At 66.0% G+C, this 15,457-nt stretch carries 15 protein-coding genes and 1 pseudogene; 6 read left to right on the plus strand and 10 right to left on the minus strand.

Going from position 1 to position 15,457, the window contains the following annotated elements; all coding sequences use genetic code 11:
• Positions 1–10 precede the first annotated feature (10 nt).
• Entirely contained in the window at positions 11–739 is a 729-nt protein-coding gene (locus QO207_RS23515) for a bifunctional 2-polyprenyl-6-hydroxyphenol methylase/3-demethylubiquinol 3-O-methyltransferase UbiG (protein WP_301534691.1), read from the minus strand.
• A gap of 167 nt (positions 740–906) precedes the next feature.
• Between QO207_RS23515 and QO207_RS23520 the strand changes: the two genes are divergently transcribed.
• Complete coding sequence (locus QO207_RS23520) at positions 907–1,275, plus strand: cupin domain-containing protein (RefSeq protein WP_301534692.1); 369 nt, start codon at positions 907–909, stop codon at positions 1,273–1,275.
• A gap of 11 nt (positions 1,276–1,286) precedes the next feature.
• Here the strand turns inward: QO207_RS23520 and QO207_RS23525 are convergent, their stop codons facing one another.
• The 3 genes and pseudogenes from QO207_RS23525 to QO207_RS23535 all read right to left on the minus strand — a co-directional run bounded on the left by QO207_RS23525 (position 1,287) and on the right by QO207_RS23535 (position 2,941).
• Positions 1,287–1,613 carry a helix-turn-helix domain-containing protein gene (locus QO207_RS23525; protein ID WP_301534693.1) on the minus strand — a complete coding sequence of 109 codons (327 nt, stop codon included), beginning with the start codon at positions 1,611–1,613 and terminating at the stop codon, positions 1,287–1,289.
• Positions 1,597–1,850 (minus strand): annotated as a pseudogene (locus QO207_RS23530) (type II toxin-antitoxin system RelE/ParE family toxin). The gene QO207_RS23525 and the pseudogene QO207_RS23530 overlap by 17 nt, the downstream one beginning before the upstream one ends.
• A 92-nt stretch (positions 1,851–1,942) precedes the next feature.
• Entirely contained in the window at positions 1,943–2,941 is a 999-nt protein-coding gene (locus QO207_RS23535; RefSeq protein WP_301534694.1) for a GlxA family transcriptional regulator, read from the minus strand.
• Positions 2,942–3,050: 109 nt separating this feature from the next.
• On the opposite strand from QO207_RS23535, the gene QO207_RS23540 reads away from it, so the two are divergent.
• From QO207_RS23540 to QO207_RS23555, 4 genes are all read left to right on the plus strand, one after another.
• Positions 3,051–3,599 (plus strand): cysteine hydrolase family protein, encoded by a 549-nt coding sequence (locus QO207_RS23540; RefSeq protein ID WP_301534695.1) that lies wholly within the window; start codon positions 3,051–3,053, stop codon positions 3,597–3,599.
• A 164-nt stretch (positions 3,600–3,763) separates the two neighbouring features.
• The gene (locus QO207_RS23545) at positions 3,764–4,360 is read left to right on the plus strand and encodes a LemA family protein (protein WP_301534696.1); all 597 of its coding nucleotides are present in this window, start codon (positions 3,764–3,766) and stop codon (positions 4,358–4,360) included.
• 21 nt (positions 4,361–4,381) lie between these two features.
• On the plus strand, positions 4,382–6,292 hold the full coding sequence (locus tag QO207_RS23550; RefSeq protein WP_301534697.1) for a M48 family metallopeptidase: 1,911 nt from the start codon (positions 4,382–4,384) through the stop codon (positions 6,290–6,292).
• A 755-nt stretch (positions 6,293–7,047) separates the two neighbouring features.
• On the plus strand, positions 7,048–7,422 hold the full coding sequence (locus QO207_RS23555) for a hypothetical protein (protein ID WP_301534698.1): 375 nt from the start codon (positions 7,048–7,050) through the stop codon (positions 7,420–7,422).
• 60 nt (positions 7,423–7,482) lie between these two features.
• Here QO207_RS23555 and QO207_RS23560 read toward each other — a convergent pair whose 3' ends face one another.
• The 3 genes from QO207_RS23560 to QO207_RS23570 all read right to left on the minus strand — a co-directional run bounded on the left by QO207_RS23560 (position 7,483) and on the right by QO207_RS23570 (position 10,382).
• Positions 7,483–8,877: an amino acid permease gene (locus tag QO207_RS23560; RefSeq protein ID WP_301534699.1), complete on the minus strand. Its 1,395-nt coding sequence runs from the start codon at positions 8,875–8,877 to the stop codon at positions 7,483–7,485.
• 324 nt (positions 8,878–9,201) lie between these two features.
• A complete protein-coding gene (locus tag QO207_RS23565; protein ID WP_301534700.1) occupies positions 9,202–9,879 on the minus strand; it encodes a bifunctional 2-polyprenyl-6-hydroxyphenol methylase/3-demethylubiquinol 3-O-methyltransferase UbiG in 678 nt (225 codons plus the stop codon).
• A gap of 245 nt (positions 9,880–10,124) precedes the next feature.
• Positions 10,125–10,382 (minus strand): hypothetical protein, encoded by a 258-nt coding sequence (locus QO207_RS23570; RefSeq protein ID WP_301534701.1) that lies wholly within the window; start codon positions 10,380–10,382, stop codon positions 10,125–10,127.
• Positions 10,383–10,723: 341 nt separating this feature from the next.
• Between QO207_RS23570 and QO207_RS23575 the strand changes: the two genes are divergently transcribed.
• Positions 10,724–13,741 (plus strand): transglycosylase domain-containing protein, encoded by a 3,018-nt coding sequence (locus tag QO207_RS23575; RefSeq protein ID WP_301534749.1) that lies wholly within the window; start codon positions 10,724–10,726, stop codon positions 13,739–13,741.
• A 377-nt stretch (positions 13,742–14,118) separates the two neighbouring features.
• Here QO207_RS23575 and QO207_RS23580 read toward each other — a convergent pair whose 3' ends face one another.
• From QO207_RS23580 to QO207_RS23590, 3 genes are read right to left on the minus strand one after another with little or no spacing between them, the layout of a single operon-like run.
• Entirely contained in the window at positions 14,119–14,340 is a 222-nt protein-coding gene (locus tag QO207_RS23580; protein WP_301534702.1) for a VF530 family protein, read from the minus strand.
• A gap of 59 nt (positions 14,341–14,399) precedes the next feature.
• A complete protein-coding gene (locus tag QO207_RS23585) occupies positions 14,400–14,708 on the minus strand; it encodes a multidrug efflux SMR transporter (RefSeq protein WP_301534750.1) in 309 nt (102 codons plus the stop codon).
• Positions 14,708–15,346 carry an FMN-dependent NADH-azoreductase gene (locus tag QO207_RS23590; RefSeq protein WP_301534703.1) on the minus strand — a complete coding sequence of 213 codons (639 nt, stop codon included), beginning with the start codon at positions 15,344–15,346 and terminating at the stop codon, positions 14,708–14,710. The genes QO207_RS23585 and QO207_RS23590 overlap by 1 nt, the downstream gene beginning before the upstream one ends.
• Between the last annotated feature and the right edge of the window lie 111 nt (positions 15,347–15,457).

The raw sequence follows: 15,457 nt of genomic DNA on the forward strand, positions 1-15,457 counted from the left end.
TTCTCGCTCCTCAGCGCTGCGCGGCGACCAGCAGCAACATCGGCCGCTCGCGCTCTTCGGCCAGCACCGGAGTGGCCTGCACCTGCTCGGCGCTCGGGCCCCAGTCCTCGACGTGGCGCAGGCTCAGCCCCGAGCCGATCACGGCATTGAGGACGCTGCCGAGGGTGCGGTGATACTTGAGTACACCCTTGGCCAGCCAGTCGGTGCGGCGCTCGCCTTCCTCCTGGTAATGGTCCACCGGCCAGCAGCGTCGACCGTCGCCATCGACTATCCAGCCGGGGTTCAATGAGGCCATGTAGATCGGGTGCTCGATGGAGAAGACCAGGCTGCCGCCGGGCCGCAGTGCGTCGCGCACGTTGCGGAAGAAGTGCGGCAGGTCTTCGAGGTAATGCAGGGTCAGTGAGCTGTAGGCCAGGTCGAAGGCTGCGGTGGGCAGTTCGAGCTGGTCGAGGTCGGCGTGGAAGTAGCTGACCTGCGCGGCCTCGGTAGTCTCCCGCGCGCGGTCGAGCATCTTCTGCGAGACGTCCAGCCCGCTCACCGTGCGTGCGCCCTGCTCCGCCGCATACCGGCAGAACCAGCCGTAACCACAGCCGAGGTCGACTACGTCGAGGCCCTCCAGCGGCGGCAGCAACGCGCGCAGGGCAGGCCACTCCGGCGCGCCGTCCAGGCCGTGCTGCGAGCGCGGCAGCTGGGCGTAGCCAGCGAAGAATTCGGGGTTGTCGTAGATGTTCTGCGCCATGGATCGGCACCTCCTGTCTGACGGACCAAGGGTCGATTGTCTGCGTCAAGGACGGGGGCGGCAAGCCGATGAGGTCAATGCCGGGGCAATCGAAGCGCAATTTCCTGCAAGACCCTGCGCCGGGTCAGCCGTAGTGTCGAAAGCACGATTCCAGGGAGCAACACACCGTGAGCCAACGCCAACCGATCAACCTGCAGGACAAGCTCGGCCGTATCAGCGAAACCTGGCAACCGCGGGTGATCGCCGAGATGAACGACTACCAGCTCAAGGTGGTGAAGCTGCAGGGCGACTTCGTCTGGCACAGCCACGCCGACACCGACGAAACCTTCATCGTGCTCGACGGCGAGCTGCGCATCGACTTCCGCGACGGCCCGCTGACCCTGCGCGCCGGCGAGCTGTACGTGGTGCCCCGCGGCGTGGAGCACAAGCCGTACGCCGAGCACGAGGTGCAGTTGATGCTGATCGAACCGCGCGGCGTGCTGAACACCGGCGACCAGGGTGGCGAGCGCACGGCGGAGAATGATCGCTGGGTGTGATTGCCCTGCGCTCAGAGATCCAGCAGGTCGGCGTGAATTCCCAGTGCCCTGGCGAGCTTCTCCCGCGTGGCTTTGCGCGGCCGGGTCGCCGCTTCCTGCTGAGCATAGGCGGGCTGGCTGATGCCGATACGCTCGGCCACTTCCGCCTGGGTCAGGCCCAGGTGCCTGCGCCAGGCGCCGACAGCGCTAAGCCCTTCCTTGACCATCAAGCCCACCACCTCGTTGGGGACAAGGTCCTCCTTCGGGTGGCTGGCGATGTACTCCGCGTAGGGAATGACCACGAATGCCGGAACGCCGTCCGGCCCGTTGATGATCTGCACGCTAGTACGTGTGCTCATCGCGCTTGCTGACCTCTTCGATATTCACGATGCGGATACCGCCATCCCAGTCGAACAGCACCCGGTACCTGCCCACCCGCAGGCGGTAGCCGTAGGCATGATTGACCAACCTTCTGACGTTCGGCACCGCCGGCATCCGGACCAGCTCCTGCACGGCACGTAGATCACCGGCTGGCCCGCCTTGTTGAGCCTGCCGAGCTGCTTCACGGCCTTTCGGGTCCAGTTGATCCGGTTCATGGCTGCCTCGCTGGGAGAGGCAAGAATATAAGTCTTCCAATAAGTATATTAGCGCGAACACATCGATTATGGGACGACGTTCCCAGTCACGCTCAGCCCCTGGCGAGCGCCTCGCCCGGTTTGGCCCCGAAGCGCTTGCGGTAATCGCTCGGCGCCATCCCGGTGATCTTGCGGAAGGTGCTGCGGAAGGAACCCGGATCGAGGTAGCCGACCGTGTAGGCGATGTGATCCACGGTGCCATTGGTGAACTCCAGCAGCTCGCGCGCCTTGCCCACCCGCAGGTGCTGGCAGTACTCGGTGGGTTTGAGCCCGGTGGCGGCGCGGAAGCGGCGCAGGAAGGTGCGTTCCTCCAGCCCGGCCTGGGCTGCCATGGCGGCGAGGCTGACGTCCACCGCCCCATTGCCCTGCAGCCAGTGCTGGACCTTGAGGATGGCAGCGTCGCCATGGCCCAGCAGCGGCGCAAAGTTGCTGCCGCATTGCTGGGCGCTGTCGCTGTGCTCCACCACCAGGAAGCGCGCGGTGCGGTTGGCGATGCTCGGGCCGAGCAGGCGGTCGACGATGCGCAGGCCCAGCTCCGACCAGGCCATCAGCCCGGCGGAGGTGATCAGGTCGCCGTCGTCCACCATCGGCTTGTGCGCTTCCAGCCGCACACGCGGGAAGCGCTTGGCGAAAGCCTCGGCGCCGCTCCAATGGGCGGTGGCGCTGCGCCCGTCGAGCAGCCCGGCTTCGGCCACCAGCAGGCCGCCGATGCACACCGAGCCGACGATGGCGCCCTCGCCGTGGCGTGCGGCGAGCCAGTCAGTGAGATTGCGCAGCGGCGCGGCATCCGGCAGGCCGAACAACGAGGGCGGTACCAGCACGGCGACCAGCCGGCTATCCGCGTCGGGGTGGGTGTCAAATACGCGCCGGAGCTCGCCACCGTCCTCACCGGACCAGTGGCTGACCCGCAGCGCCGGCAACTGCTGCGCGGCTTCTTCGCCGGCGATGCGCTCGGCCACCGCGAACAGGTCGGTCAGCCCATGCAGCGCCGCCGTCTGCACACCGGGATAGAGCAGCAACCCGATCTCGACGACGCTCCGTTCCACAACCATAGTCAGTTTTCCCCCGGTTATTGTCGTTCCGCCTGATCCCCGCGCGGCGCAGGGCGAACCATACTGGGTCCACTTCCTCACCACTCAACGCTCAAGAAGGACTTCGGAAATGGCCAAGCAAGCGCTCATCCTAGTGGATATCCAGAACGACTACTTCCCTTCCGGCAAGTGGCCGCTGGTCGGCATCGAAGCTGCCGCCGACCAGGCTGCCAAGGTCCTGGCCGCGTTCCGCGAGCGCGGTGACCTGGTCATCCACGTGCGCCACGAATTCGAAAGCGCCGACGCGCCGTTCTTCGCCCCCGGCAGCGACGGCGCGAAGATCCACGGCAAGGTCGCCACCCTGCCCGGCGAGCCGGTGGTGCTCAAGCACTTCGTCAACGCCTTCCGCGACACCGACCTGAAGACCATCCTCGACCAGCACGGCGTGGAATCCCTGGTGGTAGTCGGCCACATGAGCCACATGTGCGTGGATGGCGCAGTGCGTGCCGCCGCCGATTTCGGCTACCCGGTGACCGTGCTGCACGACGCCTGCGCCACCCTGGACCTGGAGTTCAACGGCGTGAAGGTTCCGGCCGCCCAGGTACATGCGGCCTACATGGCCTCCCTGGCATTTGCCTACGCCGAGGTGGTTTCTACCGCCGAGTACCTGAATCGCTAATCAACCCGTTCGGCAAAAGCGGCCTCCCCGGAGGCCGCTTTTCGTTCAGAAACGCTCCGTAACACTGCCGACGAACCGGCGCACCAGGACGTGAGAAGCTGCGCAACACTCGGCCGGCTTTCCGCTATCATCGGGCCACATTCGCCTGCCGATAAGGACATCCCATGAGCGTTTCGTCGATCATCACCCTCGCCATCATCGCTGGCGTGATCTTCCTGCTGATCAGCGTGTTCAACCGTCTGGTCGCGCTGCGCAACCGTTACCAGAACGCCTTCGCGCAGATCGAGGTGCAGCTCAAGCGCCGCTACGACCTGATTCCCAATCTGGTGGAAACCGCCAAGGCCTACCTCAAGCACGAGCGCGAGACCCTGGAAGCGGTGATCGCCGCGCGCAACGCTGCGGTGGCGGGTCTGAAGGCCGCTTCCGAACAACCCGGAGACGCCGGCCGCATGGCGCAACTGGCTGCCGCCGAGAACGCCCTGGGCGGCGCCATGGGCCGCCTGAACGTGACTCTGGAAGCCTACCCGGACCTCAAGGCCTCGCAGAACCTGCAGCAGGTCAGCGAGGAGCTGTCGAGCACCGAAAACAAGGTCGCCTTCGCCCGCCAGGCCTACAACGACGCGGTGATGGACTACAACACCTACCGCCAGTCGTTCCCCGCCAACTTCCTCGCCACCACTTACGGCCACAGCAAGGACGCCAGCCTGCTGGAATTCGAGGACAGCAAGGCCATCCAGGCCGCACCGAAAGTCGCCTTCTAAAACCTCGGCGCAGGACGCGCGATGAACTTTTTCGAACACCAGGACCGCGCCCGCAAGCAGACCGGGCGCCTGGTCCTGCTGCTGACCGTTGCGGTGGTCTGCCTGGTCACCATCACCAGCCTCGCCCTGGGCTGGCTCTGGCGTCACCTGGGCGAGCCGGCGCTGCACCTGACCTCGCGCGCCTCGCTGCCCGACCCGGAGCTGTACCTGTCGGTGGCCGCCGTGATCATCGGCGTGGTCGTGCTTGGCGCGCTATACAAGCAGGTGCAGCTGAGCGCCGGCGGCAAGGTGGTGGCCGAGAGCCTCGGCGGCCGCCTGCTCAACCTCAGCGCCGGCAATGCCGACGAGCGCCGCCTGCTCAATGTCGTCGAGGAAATGGCCCTGGCTTCCGGCTCGCCGGTACCGCCGGTGTATGTGCTGGAGGATGGCTCGATCAACGCCTTCGCCGCCGGCCTGACGCCGCGCGATGCGGTGATCGGCATCACCCGTGGCGCCATCGAGCAGCTCGACCGCAATGAACTGCAAGGCGTGATCGCCCACGAGTTCAGCCATATCCACCACGGCGACATGCTGCTCAACACCCGCCTGACCGCCCTGCTCCATGGAATGCTGCTACTCGGCCTGATCGGCGGCATGCTGCTGCGCGGCTGGAGCGAAACCAGCACCGGCATCCGCGTCAGCAGCCGGAGCAGCAGCAACGACAAGAACAGCGGCGGCAGCGTGGTGCTGCTGGTGATCGGCGCTGGCGTGGTGCTCTACGTGCTGGGCTACGTCGGGACCTTCTTCGGCCAGTTGATCAAGGCTTCGGTGAGCCGCCAGCGCGAGTACCTGGCCGACGCCTCGGCGGTGCAGTTCACCCGCGATCCGTCGACCATCGCCGGCGCGCTGAAAAAGATCGGCGGCAACCCGCTGGGCGCCCTGCTCAGCGCACCGCGGGCGGCCGAGTTCAGCCACATGTACTTCGGCGATGGCGTCGGCAGCAGCTGGTTCGATACCCACCCGCCGCTGAAGGACCGCATTCGCCGCGTCGATCCGGGCTGGGACGGCCGCTATCCGAAATTCGAACCACGCCTGGACGTGGCGCTGATGAACAAGGAAGCCTGGACCGCCGCCGTCACCGGCCAGCCCTACCAGCCCAGCGCCGTGGAAGTGGCGGTGGCCGCCGTGGGCGCGCCGACCGTCGCCCACCTGCAGGAAGCGCGCAGCACCCTGCAGCGCCTGGACGAACGCCTGCAACGCGCCGCCCACGACAGCGAAGGCGCCGAGGCGTTGATCTACGGCCTGCTGCTGGACAGCGAGCCTGGTTTGCGTGCGCGCCAGCTGGAAGAGATCAAGAAGCGCCTGAACCTGAGCCTGGCCCTGCAACTGGACCTCCTGGAAGAATCACTGCTGCGCCTCGACCCCGGCCAGCGCCTGCCGCTGCTGGACCTGGCCATGCCGGCGCTCAAGCAACTGGACGCCAAGGCCTTCCTAACCCTCCGCGAGAACATGGCGCTGCTGATCAAGCTGGACGGCAAGGTCAAGCTGCTGGAGTGGACGCTGCTGCGCATCGTCGAACGCAACCTGCGGCCAGGCAGCGGCAAGATCGGCAACCTGCCGCTGGCGGAACTTGCCGAGGAATGCGCAACGCTGCTGGCCTTCCTCGCCCGCGTCGGCGAAGCCAGCGAGGTAGAGACCGCGCAAGCCTTCGCCGACGCCTGGAACGGCCTGCCCTTCCCGCCTCGCCCCTTGCCGGCGGAAGGCAGCCTGCGTGACCTCGAAGGCGCCCTGAAAAAACTGGAGCAACTGCGCCCGCTGCAGAAGCCGCAACTGCTCAAGGCACTGGCGCGCTGCATCGAGCACGACGGGCGCATCAGCACCGGCGAGGCAGAGCTGATGCGCGCGGTAGCGGATATCCTCGATTGCCCGATGCCGCCTTTGCTGGCGGCCTGACGCTTCAGCACGTAGGGCGCATAACCCGGAACGGGTTATCCGCCGGTACCACGACGGCGGATAACGCTGGCGCGTTATGTGCCCTACGAAGCTGACGGCGCACGGGAATTGATGGGTATCGCTTCGCTCCACACCATCCTACGTTCGTGCCTCACCGTGATTTCAGTGGGGAGAGGAACTCCGATCGCGGACAAGGTCCGCTCCTGCAGGGGGATACCGTGCAATGCGGTTCGCGAGCAAGAACTAGGCGCCCCCCTCGATCCTACGAAAATCGAATGCGCCGCTCTGGCTCTTGCTCTTAAGATCTTCCAGAGAAATATCCGCACACTCCGACTGCCCCGTTCAGGAGGCCTCGTTGAAGTGGAGTTTCAGGGGTTGAGCGACATGGATGTCGCGAGAGCTGCGATGGGCCAGGGATGGCCCTTCGCAGCGTGCCCCTGAAACTCCGCTTCAACGAGGGAATTTTTCGCCTAGGCGAAAAACCGGATGTCCGGGGCAAGACCTTTTGGTTCCTTTTGGGGCGTTTGCCAAAAGGGACTCGCCCGAGGGGGCGAAACAGGAAGTCCGCGCGCACGCCGAAGCGGCGCTTAAATCACTAGGCTGAAGCAACACGCCGGCCCTGCCGACAGATCGCGGGCATGGGCCAGGCGCCCCCCGTCCTACAGGTCGGCGCCATCGAATACGTAGTCACCCGCATATCCGTCATGAGACCAGCTCCCTAGGATGGCTGGCATCACGGATACCGGACACACGCCATGCCCCACATCACCATCGACTACACCGCCAACCTCACCGACGACCTCCAGCCACTCGACCTGCCCCGGAAACTCCACGAAGCAGCCCAAGCCCTGGCCGTGTTCCCCATCAACGGCCTGCGCACCTTCGCCCGCGCCATCGAGGACTACCAAGTGGGCGCAAACCAAAAGAACGAAGCCTTCATCAACATCCAGATCCGCATCGCCCCCGGCCGCCCGGAAGAACTGCGCCAGCGCATCGTCGACACGCTATTCGCCACGGCCGAACAGACCCTCGCCACGCTCATGGAAAAACGCCCCGTCGGCCTGCAACTGGAGATCACCGAATTCGACCGCAGCCTGACCCGCATGGCCGGCAGCCTGCCCACCACCTGAACCGGCACACACAAAAAAGGGCCTCCGAAGAGGCCCTTTTCTTATTCGCTCAACCGCACATCAGGCACGGCTGGCGACGCTGCCCTGCTCTTTCGGAGCCAGATTCTTGGGTGCAAGGTTCAGCGCGAAGTACAACACCGTCAGCAACACCAGGAACGCCGGGCCGATGTACAGCGCAATGCGGGTGTCCTCGAAGAACGCCATCAGCACCACCACCAGCACCAGGAAGGCCATGGCCAGGTACGAGCTGAGCGGATACAGCCACATCTTGAACTGCAGCGTGCCAGCTTCGGCGGCGGAGAGGCCGCGGCGGAATTTCAGCTGCGCCAGCAGGATCATCGCCCAGGTCCAGATCGCCCCGAAGGTGGCGATGGAGGTCACCCAGGTGAACACCTTCTCGGGCACCAGATAGTTCAGCAGCACGCCCAGCAGCAGCGCGAAGATCGACAGAAGCAGCGCATTGCGCGGCACGCCGCCCTTGGAAGTCTTGGCGAACACGGCCGGCGCCTGGCCATGCTGGGCGAGGCTGTAGAGCATGCGCCCGGTGCTGAAGATGCCGCCGTTGCAGGACGACAGCGCGGCGGTGATCACCACGAAGTTGATGATGCCGGCGGCGGTCTTGATGCCCATGCGCTCGAAGGTCATCACGAAGGGGCTGCCCTGGGTGCCGATCTCGTTCCACGGGTAGATCGACATGATCACGAACAGCGCGCCCACGTAGAACAGCAGGATGCGCCAGAACACCGAGTTGATCGCACCGGGGATGGTCTTCTGCGGGTTCTTCGCTTCACCGGCGGTAAGGCCGATCATCTCCACGCCCAGGTAGGCGAACATCACCATCTGCAGCGACATCAGCACGCCGGTGATGCCGTGGGGCATGAAGCCGCCGTTGCTCCAGAGGTTCGAGATGCCGGTGGCGATGCCGCCGTTGCCCAGGCCGAAGAAGATCATGCCAGCGCCGGCCAGGATCATGGCGACGATGGTGACGATCTTGATCAGCGCGAACCAGAACTCGAACTCACCGAAGGCGCGCACGGCGATGAGGTTGATAGTGCCCATGCTCGCCAGCGCGGCCAGCGCCCAGATCCAGCGCGGCACGTCGGGGAACCAGATGCCCATGTAGATGGCCACCGCGGTGATCTCCGCGACGCAGGTCACCAGCCAAAGGAACCAGTAGTTCCAGCCGGTCAGGTAGCCGGCCAGCGGGCCGAGGTAGTCCTGTGCGTAGCGGGCGAAGGAGCCGGCCACCGGGTTGTGCACGGCCATCTCGCCGAGGGCGCGCATGATCACGAGGATGGCGAGACCGCCGATGATGTAGGACAGCATGATGGCCGGGCCGGCCATCTGGATGGCCTTGGCGGAGCCAAGGAACAGACCGACGCCGATGCAGGCGCCCAGGGCCATGAGACGGATGTGCCGCTCGTTGAGATCCCTTTGGAGATCGTGGGACGACATGGTGATGCAACCTCATTTTGTTCTTGGGAGTAATCAGCTGCGGACTCGTTGTGCAGTCAGGATGCGGAAGCGCCGGAACGGCTTCGCCAGCGCGCCGGGCGGCACGGAGGGGGAAGTGTCTGGCAGTTCCAGGACGGCACACCGGAAGAGGCTGCCCGCTCTTGTGAAGCGGACGTGGGCATTGCGGGAGAACCACGGCTGAGGTCGCGGGCGAGTGTTACACAAGCGTTGGGAAACGTCTGCACCACCATAGTGCAATGTGACCAAAGGGATAGCGGCGTATCGCCACATCTGCTCCCGTGGCCAGCGCCGAGCCAGAGCGCTTCAGCTCGCCAGCGGCTGCAATTCCAGGAGCAGCGAGCAGGGCTTGCCGGTGTCCGGATGGCACGGTTCGCGCAGCATCCGCAAGCGCCAGCCGCTGGCGGCCAGCAGCGCCAGCCAGGACTCCAGGGTGCGGAAGAACCAGGGCATCGACGCGCTGAATTCGCCGCCAAAGCTGGCGAAGGTCTCCAGGCGCCAGCCGTCCGCATAGGGCTCGTCGCCGCAGGCGGCCCAGGGGTGCACGGTCTGGATCAGCAGGCGGCCGCCGGGAGCGACGCGCTCGCGCAAGGCGCCCAGCAGAGGCGCGATGTACTCGTCGAGCAGCGCGAAGTTACAGACCAGCGCATCGAACTGCCCCAGCACCGAGCCCTGCTCGATCAGCGTCGCGTAATCCATCACTTCGAAGCGCCCGCCACCGACCGCCTGCGCGGCTTCGATCAGCGGCGCGGAGGCATCCACGCCAACGCACTCGCTGCCGCTCTGCGCCAGCGCACGACACAGCCAGCCTTCGCCGCAGCCTATGTCGAGCACGCGCCGCGACGGGCCATCGGCGATGGCGCCGAGGATCGCCGCGTCAGTCACCAGCCGCCGGCTCTCGATACGCTGCTCGCGCACGGCGCGGGTCCAGGCATCGGCGTTGGTTTGCCAGCTGTGGCGGATTCGGGCGTCGTGATCAGTCATGGCTAGCTCCGAGCGTGGGGTGAAGCGATCGCGGATGAATCCGCTCCTACAGTGATACTCCGGCGCCCGGGCCGGCCCTCACCCTCTCCCGGAGGGAGAGGGGACCGTTCGGTGCAGGATGAAACCACAGCATCAGCCGGCCCAATCTGCTCCCTCTCCCTCAGGAGCGGGGCGCGCAGCCAGGGCTGGGGTGAGGGAAAACGTCGGCACCCAATGTCCCGGTACAACGCCCCAAGAAACTGAAACTACTGCCCCTTCAACACCTTCGGCACCGCCAACCCTTTCGGCGGCGGGGTCTGCGGCAGCGCTTCGCGACAGCCGGCGTCGCGGAACGGCCCGCCGATCTTCTGCCAGCCATTGCCCGGCGAAGTCTGCTGGCAGGTATAGGCGCCATCGAGCTTGCTCTGCCACTTGTAGAAGGGCATCGGCGCCGCCTGGGCGCTCAAGGACGCCAGTAGCAGAACCGCCAGCGGCACGACTCGGGGCAGAAAATACGAACGCATGGCGAAGGGGTCCTGTCGAAATAAGCACATTGCACCTGCTGGCCGTCGGCAAATCAATCCGCACGGCCGCGAAGGCTGCCAGGCGGCGCGCAGTTTTTTCGTCGCCGACTACGCTGGAACATAGGAAGGCCGCTGGGATGGGGCTTTCGCGGCGCCGGAGGGGCGTCGGCCATCACGTGGGCGGAGTCCGCTTTCCTGGGCTGTCGTACAAGCATGGGCGGGGCGTGAAGATGGGCAGAGCGAAGCATTCCGGTACGCAATCGGCAAGTCAACCGGGTGACCTGACCGGAGGACGCAAGGCCGGCATTTCCCCGCAGAAAGTCCACCATCACCGCTTCCTGATCCTCTTCCTGTTTCTCCTGCCGCTACTGGCGGCCATGGGCGCGGCGCTGCTCTACGAGGCCAACACCTCCAAGCTGCAGGCGCGCGAACTGGCGCACTACGCCAGCGGCCTGACCTGGAGCCTGGAACAGGGCAGCACCGGCAGCGTGGTCTACCCGCTGGGCGGCCCGTTCGACCGGCGCCTGGGCTACCAGCAGCTGCCGAGCTTCCTCGGTCGCCTGCACGAGCGCAATTTCGTCACCCTGAGCCAGGCGCGCTTCTCCGATCCACTGATGGAATACACCAGCCACGGCATGTTCCCGCCCTACCCGGAGAAGGCCCAGGCCGGCGTCGACATCGCCGACTGCCGCGGCCTGCCGATCTACAGCTTCCGCTATCCGCAGCGGCTCTATTCCAACTTCGAGAGCGTCTCCCCGGCCATCGTCAACAGCCTGCTGTTCATCGAGAACCGCGACCTGCTCGACCCCAACCGTCCCTACCTGAACCCGGCCATCGACTGGAGCCGCTTCACCCAGGCCTCGGTGGCGCAGGTTGGCAAACTGGTCGGCCTGGGCAACCACGCCCCCGGCGGCAGCACCCTCGCCACGCAGATCGAGAAGTACCGCCACTCCGAGGATGGCCGCACCAACTCCATCACCGACAAGCTGCGGCAGATGGCTTCGGCCAGCGTACGCACCTACCAGAACGGCGCAGAGAACATGGGTGCGCGGCGCAATGTCGCCCTCACCTACCTGAACTCGGTGCCGCTCTCGGCGCAGCCGGGCTACGGCGAAGTCAGCGGCCTGCCGGACGGTCTGTGGATCTGGTACGGCGCCGACTACCAGCAGGTCAACAAGCTGCTTAACGCGCCACCCGGCAGCGGTGACGAACTGGCCGCCCAGGGCAAGGCGCTGCGCCAGGTGGTGTCGCTGATGATCGCCCACCGGCGGCCGTCCTGGTACCTGGCGCGCGGCCGCGACCAGCTCGCCGTGCTGACCGACAGCTACCTGCGCCTGCTGGCACAGAACAATGTGATCGCCCCCGAGCTGCGGGACGCCGCGCTCAAGCAGAAGCTCACGTTCCGCGATCCACGCAGCGAGCCGAGCTTCACCCCGCTGGAGAACAACAAGGGCATTGGCCTGGCGCGCACCCGCCTGGCTGGCATGCTCGACGTGCCGCTGTACGACCTCGACCGCTTCGACATGAGCTTCACCACCACCCTGCAGCATGAGTTGCAGGAGCAGGTCACCGGCTATCTGCGGCAGCTCTCCGACCCGGCCTTCGCCGAGCAGATCGGCCTGTTCGGCGAGCACCTGCTGTCCAAGGACAAGACCAAGGACGTGCGTTACAGCTTCACCCTGTTCGAGCGCACCCCCAGCGGCAACCGCGTGCGCGTGCAGACCGACAGCACCGAGCAACCCTTCGACATCAACGAAGGCAGCAAGCTGGAACTGGGCTCCACCGCCAAGCTGCGCGTGCTCTCCACCTACATGGAGACCATCGCCGACCTGCACGATCAATACGCGCCGATGAGCGTCGCCGAGCTGAAGAAGGTCGACATCGAACCACTGGACATCCTCAGCCGCTGGTCCATCGACTACCTGATCACCGCCAAGGACCGCAACCTGCCGGACATGCTCGCCGCCGCGCTGCAACGCAAGTATTCCGCCAGCCCCTACGAGAGCTTCTTCACCGGCGGCGGCGTGCACACCTTCAGCAACTTCCGCAAGGAAGACAACGGCCGCATCCCGACCCTGCAGGACGCCCTGCGCGAGTCGATCAACCTGCCGTTCGTGCGCCTGCTGCGCGACCTGGTGCGCCACGACATCTACGCCAACGAAGGCAGCAAGGTCGCCGTGCTGGCCGACGACAAGGACCCGCGCCGGCAGGACTACCTCGACCGCTTCGTCGACAAGGAGAGCCAGACCTACCTGCTGCGCTTCTGGCAGAAGTACAAGGGCAAGGACAACGACGCGCGCCTGAGCACCTTCCTCGACGGCCTGCGCGCCTGGCCGGTGCGGCTGGCGGCGATCCACCGCTACCTGCAGCCGCAGGCGGACCTGCCGACCTTCACCGCGTTCCTCCAGGACCGCCTGAAGCAGGGTCACTATGCCGGCGACAAGCTCACCGACAAGCGCATCGAGGACCTCTACACCCGCTACGGCCCCGGCGCCTTCAACCTCAACGACCAGGGCTACGTCGCCCGCGTGCACCCGCTGGAGCTGTGGCTGCTGGGCTACCTGCAGCGCGAGCCGACGGCGACCTTCGCCGACGCCGTGGCCGCCAGTGGTGCCGAGCGCAAGGAAGTCTACGGCTGGCTGTTCAAGTCGCGGCACAAGTACGCCCGCGACAAGCGCATCCGCATCATGCTGGAGGTGGAAGCCTTCCTCGACCTGCACGAGCAGTGGAAGCGCCTGGGCTACCCGTTCGACCACCTTGTGCCGTCGCTGGCCACCGCGCTGGGCAGCTCGGGCGACCGCCCGGCGGCGCTGGCGGAGCTGATGGGGATCATCCTCAACGATGGCGTGCGCCTGCCGACCCTGCGCATCGACAGCCTGCATTTCGCCGCCGCCACACCCTATGAGGTCACCCTCGGCCCGGAATCCAGCGGTGGCCGCCAGGTGATGCGCTCGGAAGTCGCCCAGGCGCTACGCACCGCGCTCTCGCAGGTGGTGGACGCGGGCACCGCGCGGCGCCTCTCCGGTACCTTCAAGATGGCCGATGGCAGCGCACTGGTCATGGGCGGCAAGACCGGCACCGGCGATAACCGCATCGAGAGCGTCACCCGCAGCGGCTGGGTGAAGAGTTCGAAGGCGATGAACCGCACGGCGACTTTCGTCTTCTACATCGGCCCGCGCCACTTCGGCACGCTCACCGCCTACGTGGCCGGCAGCGAGTCGGACAACTTCAAGTTCACCTCGGCGCTACCGGTGCAGGTGCTCAAGGGTATGGCGCCGATGTTGTCGAGCTACCTGGAACCAGGGATCAGCACCGGGTGCCAGGCGCGGCTGGATAATCTGCGGGTGAGTTGGCGCTGAGTGCCGCAGCGATTGGCTTCGCCCCTCACCCTAACCCTCTCCCGGAGGGAGAGGGGACTGTTCCGAGCGCTCTGGCATTGCTGCGCTAGCCGGCTGACTCGATTTGCATTCAGTGCGTCGGGCGCATAACCCGGAACGGGTTATCCGCCGATACCAAGACAGCGGATAACGCTGGCGCGTTATGCGCCCTACGATCCTGGCTTCCTTGGCAGCCGCCACGCCGAACGGCCCCCTCTCCTCGGGGAGAGCGCTGGGGTGAGGGGAAGGCCCAGGCGCCGATACATCCCTGAACCGTAGGAGCGGACTTCGTCCGCGATGGCTTCCGGCGCGAGGCGGGCCAATCGCGGACGAAGTCCGCTCCTACGCACGTCCCACCCTCAGCTCTTCTGCACGCTCTTCACGTACAACGCCTCGACCTGCTCCCGCGCCCAGGGCGTGCGGCGCAGAAAGGTCAGGCTGGACTTGATGCTCGGGTCGTTCTTGAAGCAGCGCACGTCGATGCGCTTGGCCAGCCCGTCCCAGCCGTACTGCGCCACCAGCTGGTTGAGGATGGCTTCCAGGGTCACGCCATGCAGCGGGTTCTTCGGTTTGTCGTTCATCTTCGGTGCCGTCGTGGTGAATGCGCGGCACCTTACCACCAAGCGTCAGCCAGCGGCGATCAGGCCCGCAGCCCGGCCACGCCCGCCACGATCAGGGCGACCGAAGCCAGCTTGGTCAGGGTCAGCGCCTCGCCCAGCAGCAGGAAGCCGAAGAACACCGTGCCCAGCGTGCCGATGGCGGTCCAGATCGGGTAGGCGATGCTCACCGGCAACTGGCGCATCGCCAGGGTGAGGAAGAAGATTCCGCCGATCACCGCGACCACGGTTATCACAGTCGGCAGCGGCCGGGTGAAGCCCTCGGCGTACTTCATCGACACCGCGAACATCACCTCGAACACCGCAGCCACCATCAGCATCGCCCAGGCCATCAGGCACGCGCCCACTCGCTCTCGGCGAGGTCGGCCAGGGCCTGCTCGGCCTGTTGATAGGAAGCGCGGAATGCTTCGGGGTTGCCCTCCTCGCCCTCGGCGGCCACCACCTGCACGTCCTCGATACCGAGAAAGCCCAGCGCTACGCGCAGCCAGGTATCGGCGTGGTTCATCCACTCCAGCTCACCGCCCGGCCCCATGCCGGCACCGCCGCGGCTGGTGACGATCAGCGCCTTGCGCCCCTTGAGCAGCGGCTCGTACTCCGCCTCGCCGTCCTTCAGGTGCAGGTCGAAGGTGCGGCCGATGCGGACGATCTGGTCGACCCAGGCCTTCAGCCCGCTGGGCACGCTGAAGTTGTACATGGGCGTGGAGATCACCAGCAGGTCATGGGCGAGCAACTCGTCCACCAGCTCTTCGCTCAGCGCCAGCTCGGCCTGCAACTCGGCCGGCCGATGCTCGCGCTGCGGGTGGAAGGCGGCAGCGATGAAGCCTTCGTTGACATGGGGCAGATCAGCGCGGCCCACCTCGCGGCGGGTGATCTGCGCCTGCGGCAGCGCGGCGAGAAAGCCCTCGGCCAGGCGGCGGGAATGCGAGCGGTCGGCGCGCGGGCTGGCGTGGATGGCGAGAATCCTGTTCATCTGTCGTTCCTTGCTGAGGGTGTACACTGCGGAGGTCCTGAATGGCCTCCTGTTGCCGCCTAAGCTATTTCCAGCCGGATAGCCGGACAACTGAGGGGATTTCCTTCCAGA

It is taken from the genome of Pseudomonas sp. CAN1, assembly GCF_030462585.1.
Classification (GTDB): Bacteria; Pseudomonadota; Gammaproteobacteria; order Pseudomonadales; family Pseudomonadaceae; genus Pseudomonas.

What these genes read in the sequence shown, in the direction of transcription:
- QO207_RS23515 (WP_301534691.1), bottom strand. Translation starts at nt 739, where the DNA reads ATGGCGCAGAACATCTACGACAACCCCGAATTCTTCGCTGGCTACGCC.
- QO207_RS23525 (WP_301534693.1), bottom strand. Translation starts at nt 1,613, where the DNA reads ATGAGCACACGTACTAGCGTGCAGATCATCAACGGGCCGGACGGCGTT.
- QO207_RS23535 (WP_301534694.1), bottom strand. Translation starts at nt 2,941, where the DNA reads ATGGTTGTGGAACGGAGCGTCGTCGAGATCGGGTTGCTGCTCTATCCC.
- QO207_RS23540 (WP_301534695.1), top strand. Translation starts at nt 3,051, where the DNA reads ATGGCCAAGCAAGCGCTCATCCTAGTGGATATCCAGAACGACTACTTC.
- QO207_RS23545 (WP_301534696.1), top strand. Translation starts at nt 3,764, where the DNA reads ATGAGCGTTTCGTCGATCATCACCCTCGCCATCATCGCTGGCGTGATC.
- QO207_RS23550 (WP_301534697.1), top strand. Translation starts at nt 4,382, where the DNA reads ATGAACTTTTTCGAACACCAGGACCGCGCCCGCAAGCAGACCGGGCGC.
- QO207_RS23555 (WP_301534698.1), top strand. Translation starts at nt 7,048, where the DNA reads ATGCCCCACATCACCATCGACTACACCGCCAACCTCACCGACGACCTC.
- QO207_RS23560 (WP_301534699.1), bottom strand. Translation starts at nt 8,877, where the DNA reads ATGTCGTCCCACGATCTCCAAAGGGATCTCAACGAGCGGCACATCCGT.
- QO207_RS23565 (WP_301534700.1), bottom strand. Translation starts at nt 9,879, where the DNA reads ATGACTGATCACGACGCCCGAATCCGCCACAGCTGGCAAACCAACGCC.
- QO207_RS23570 (WP_301534701.1), bottom strand. Translation starts at nt 10,382, where the DNA reads ATGCGTTCGTATTTTCTGCCCCGAGTCGTGCCGCTGGCGGTTCTGCTA.
- QO207_RS23580 (WP_301534702.1), bottom strand. Translation starts at nt 14,340, where the DNA reads ATGAACGACAAACCGAAGAACCCGCTGCATGGCGTGACCCTGGAAGCC.
- QO207_RS23585 (WP_301534750.1), bottom strand. Translation starts at nt 14,708, where the DNA reads ATGGCCTGGGCGATGCTGATGGTGGCTGCGGTGTTCGAGGTGATGTTC.
- QO207_RS23590 (WP_301534703.1), bottom strand. Translation starts at nt 15,346, where the DNA reads ATGAACAGGATTCTCGCCATCCACGCCAGCCCGCGCGCCGACCGCTCG.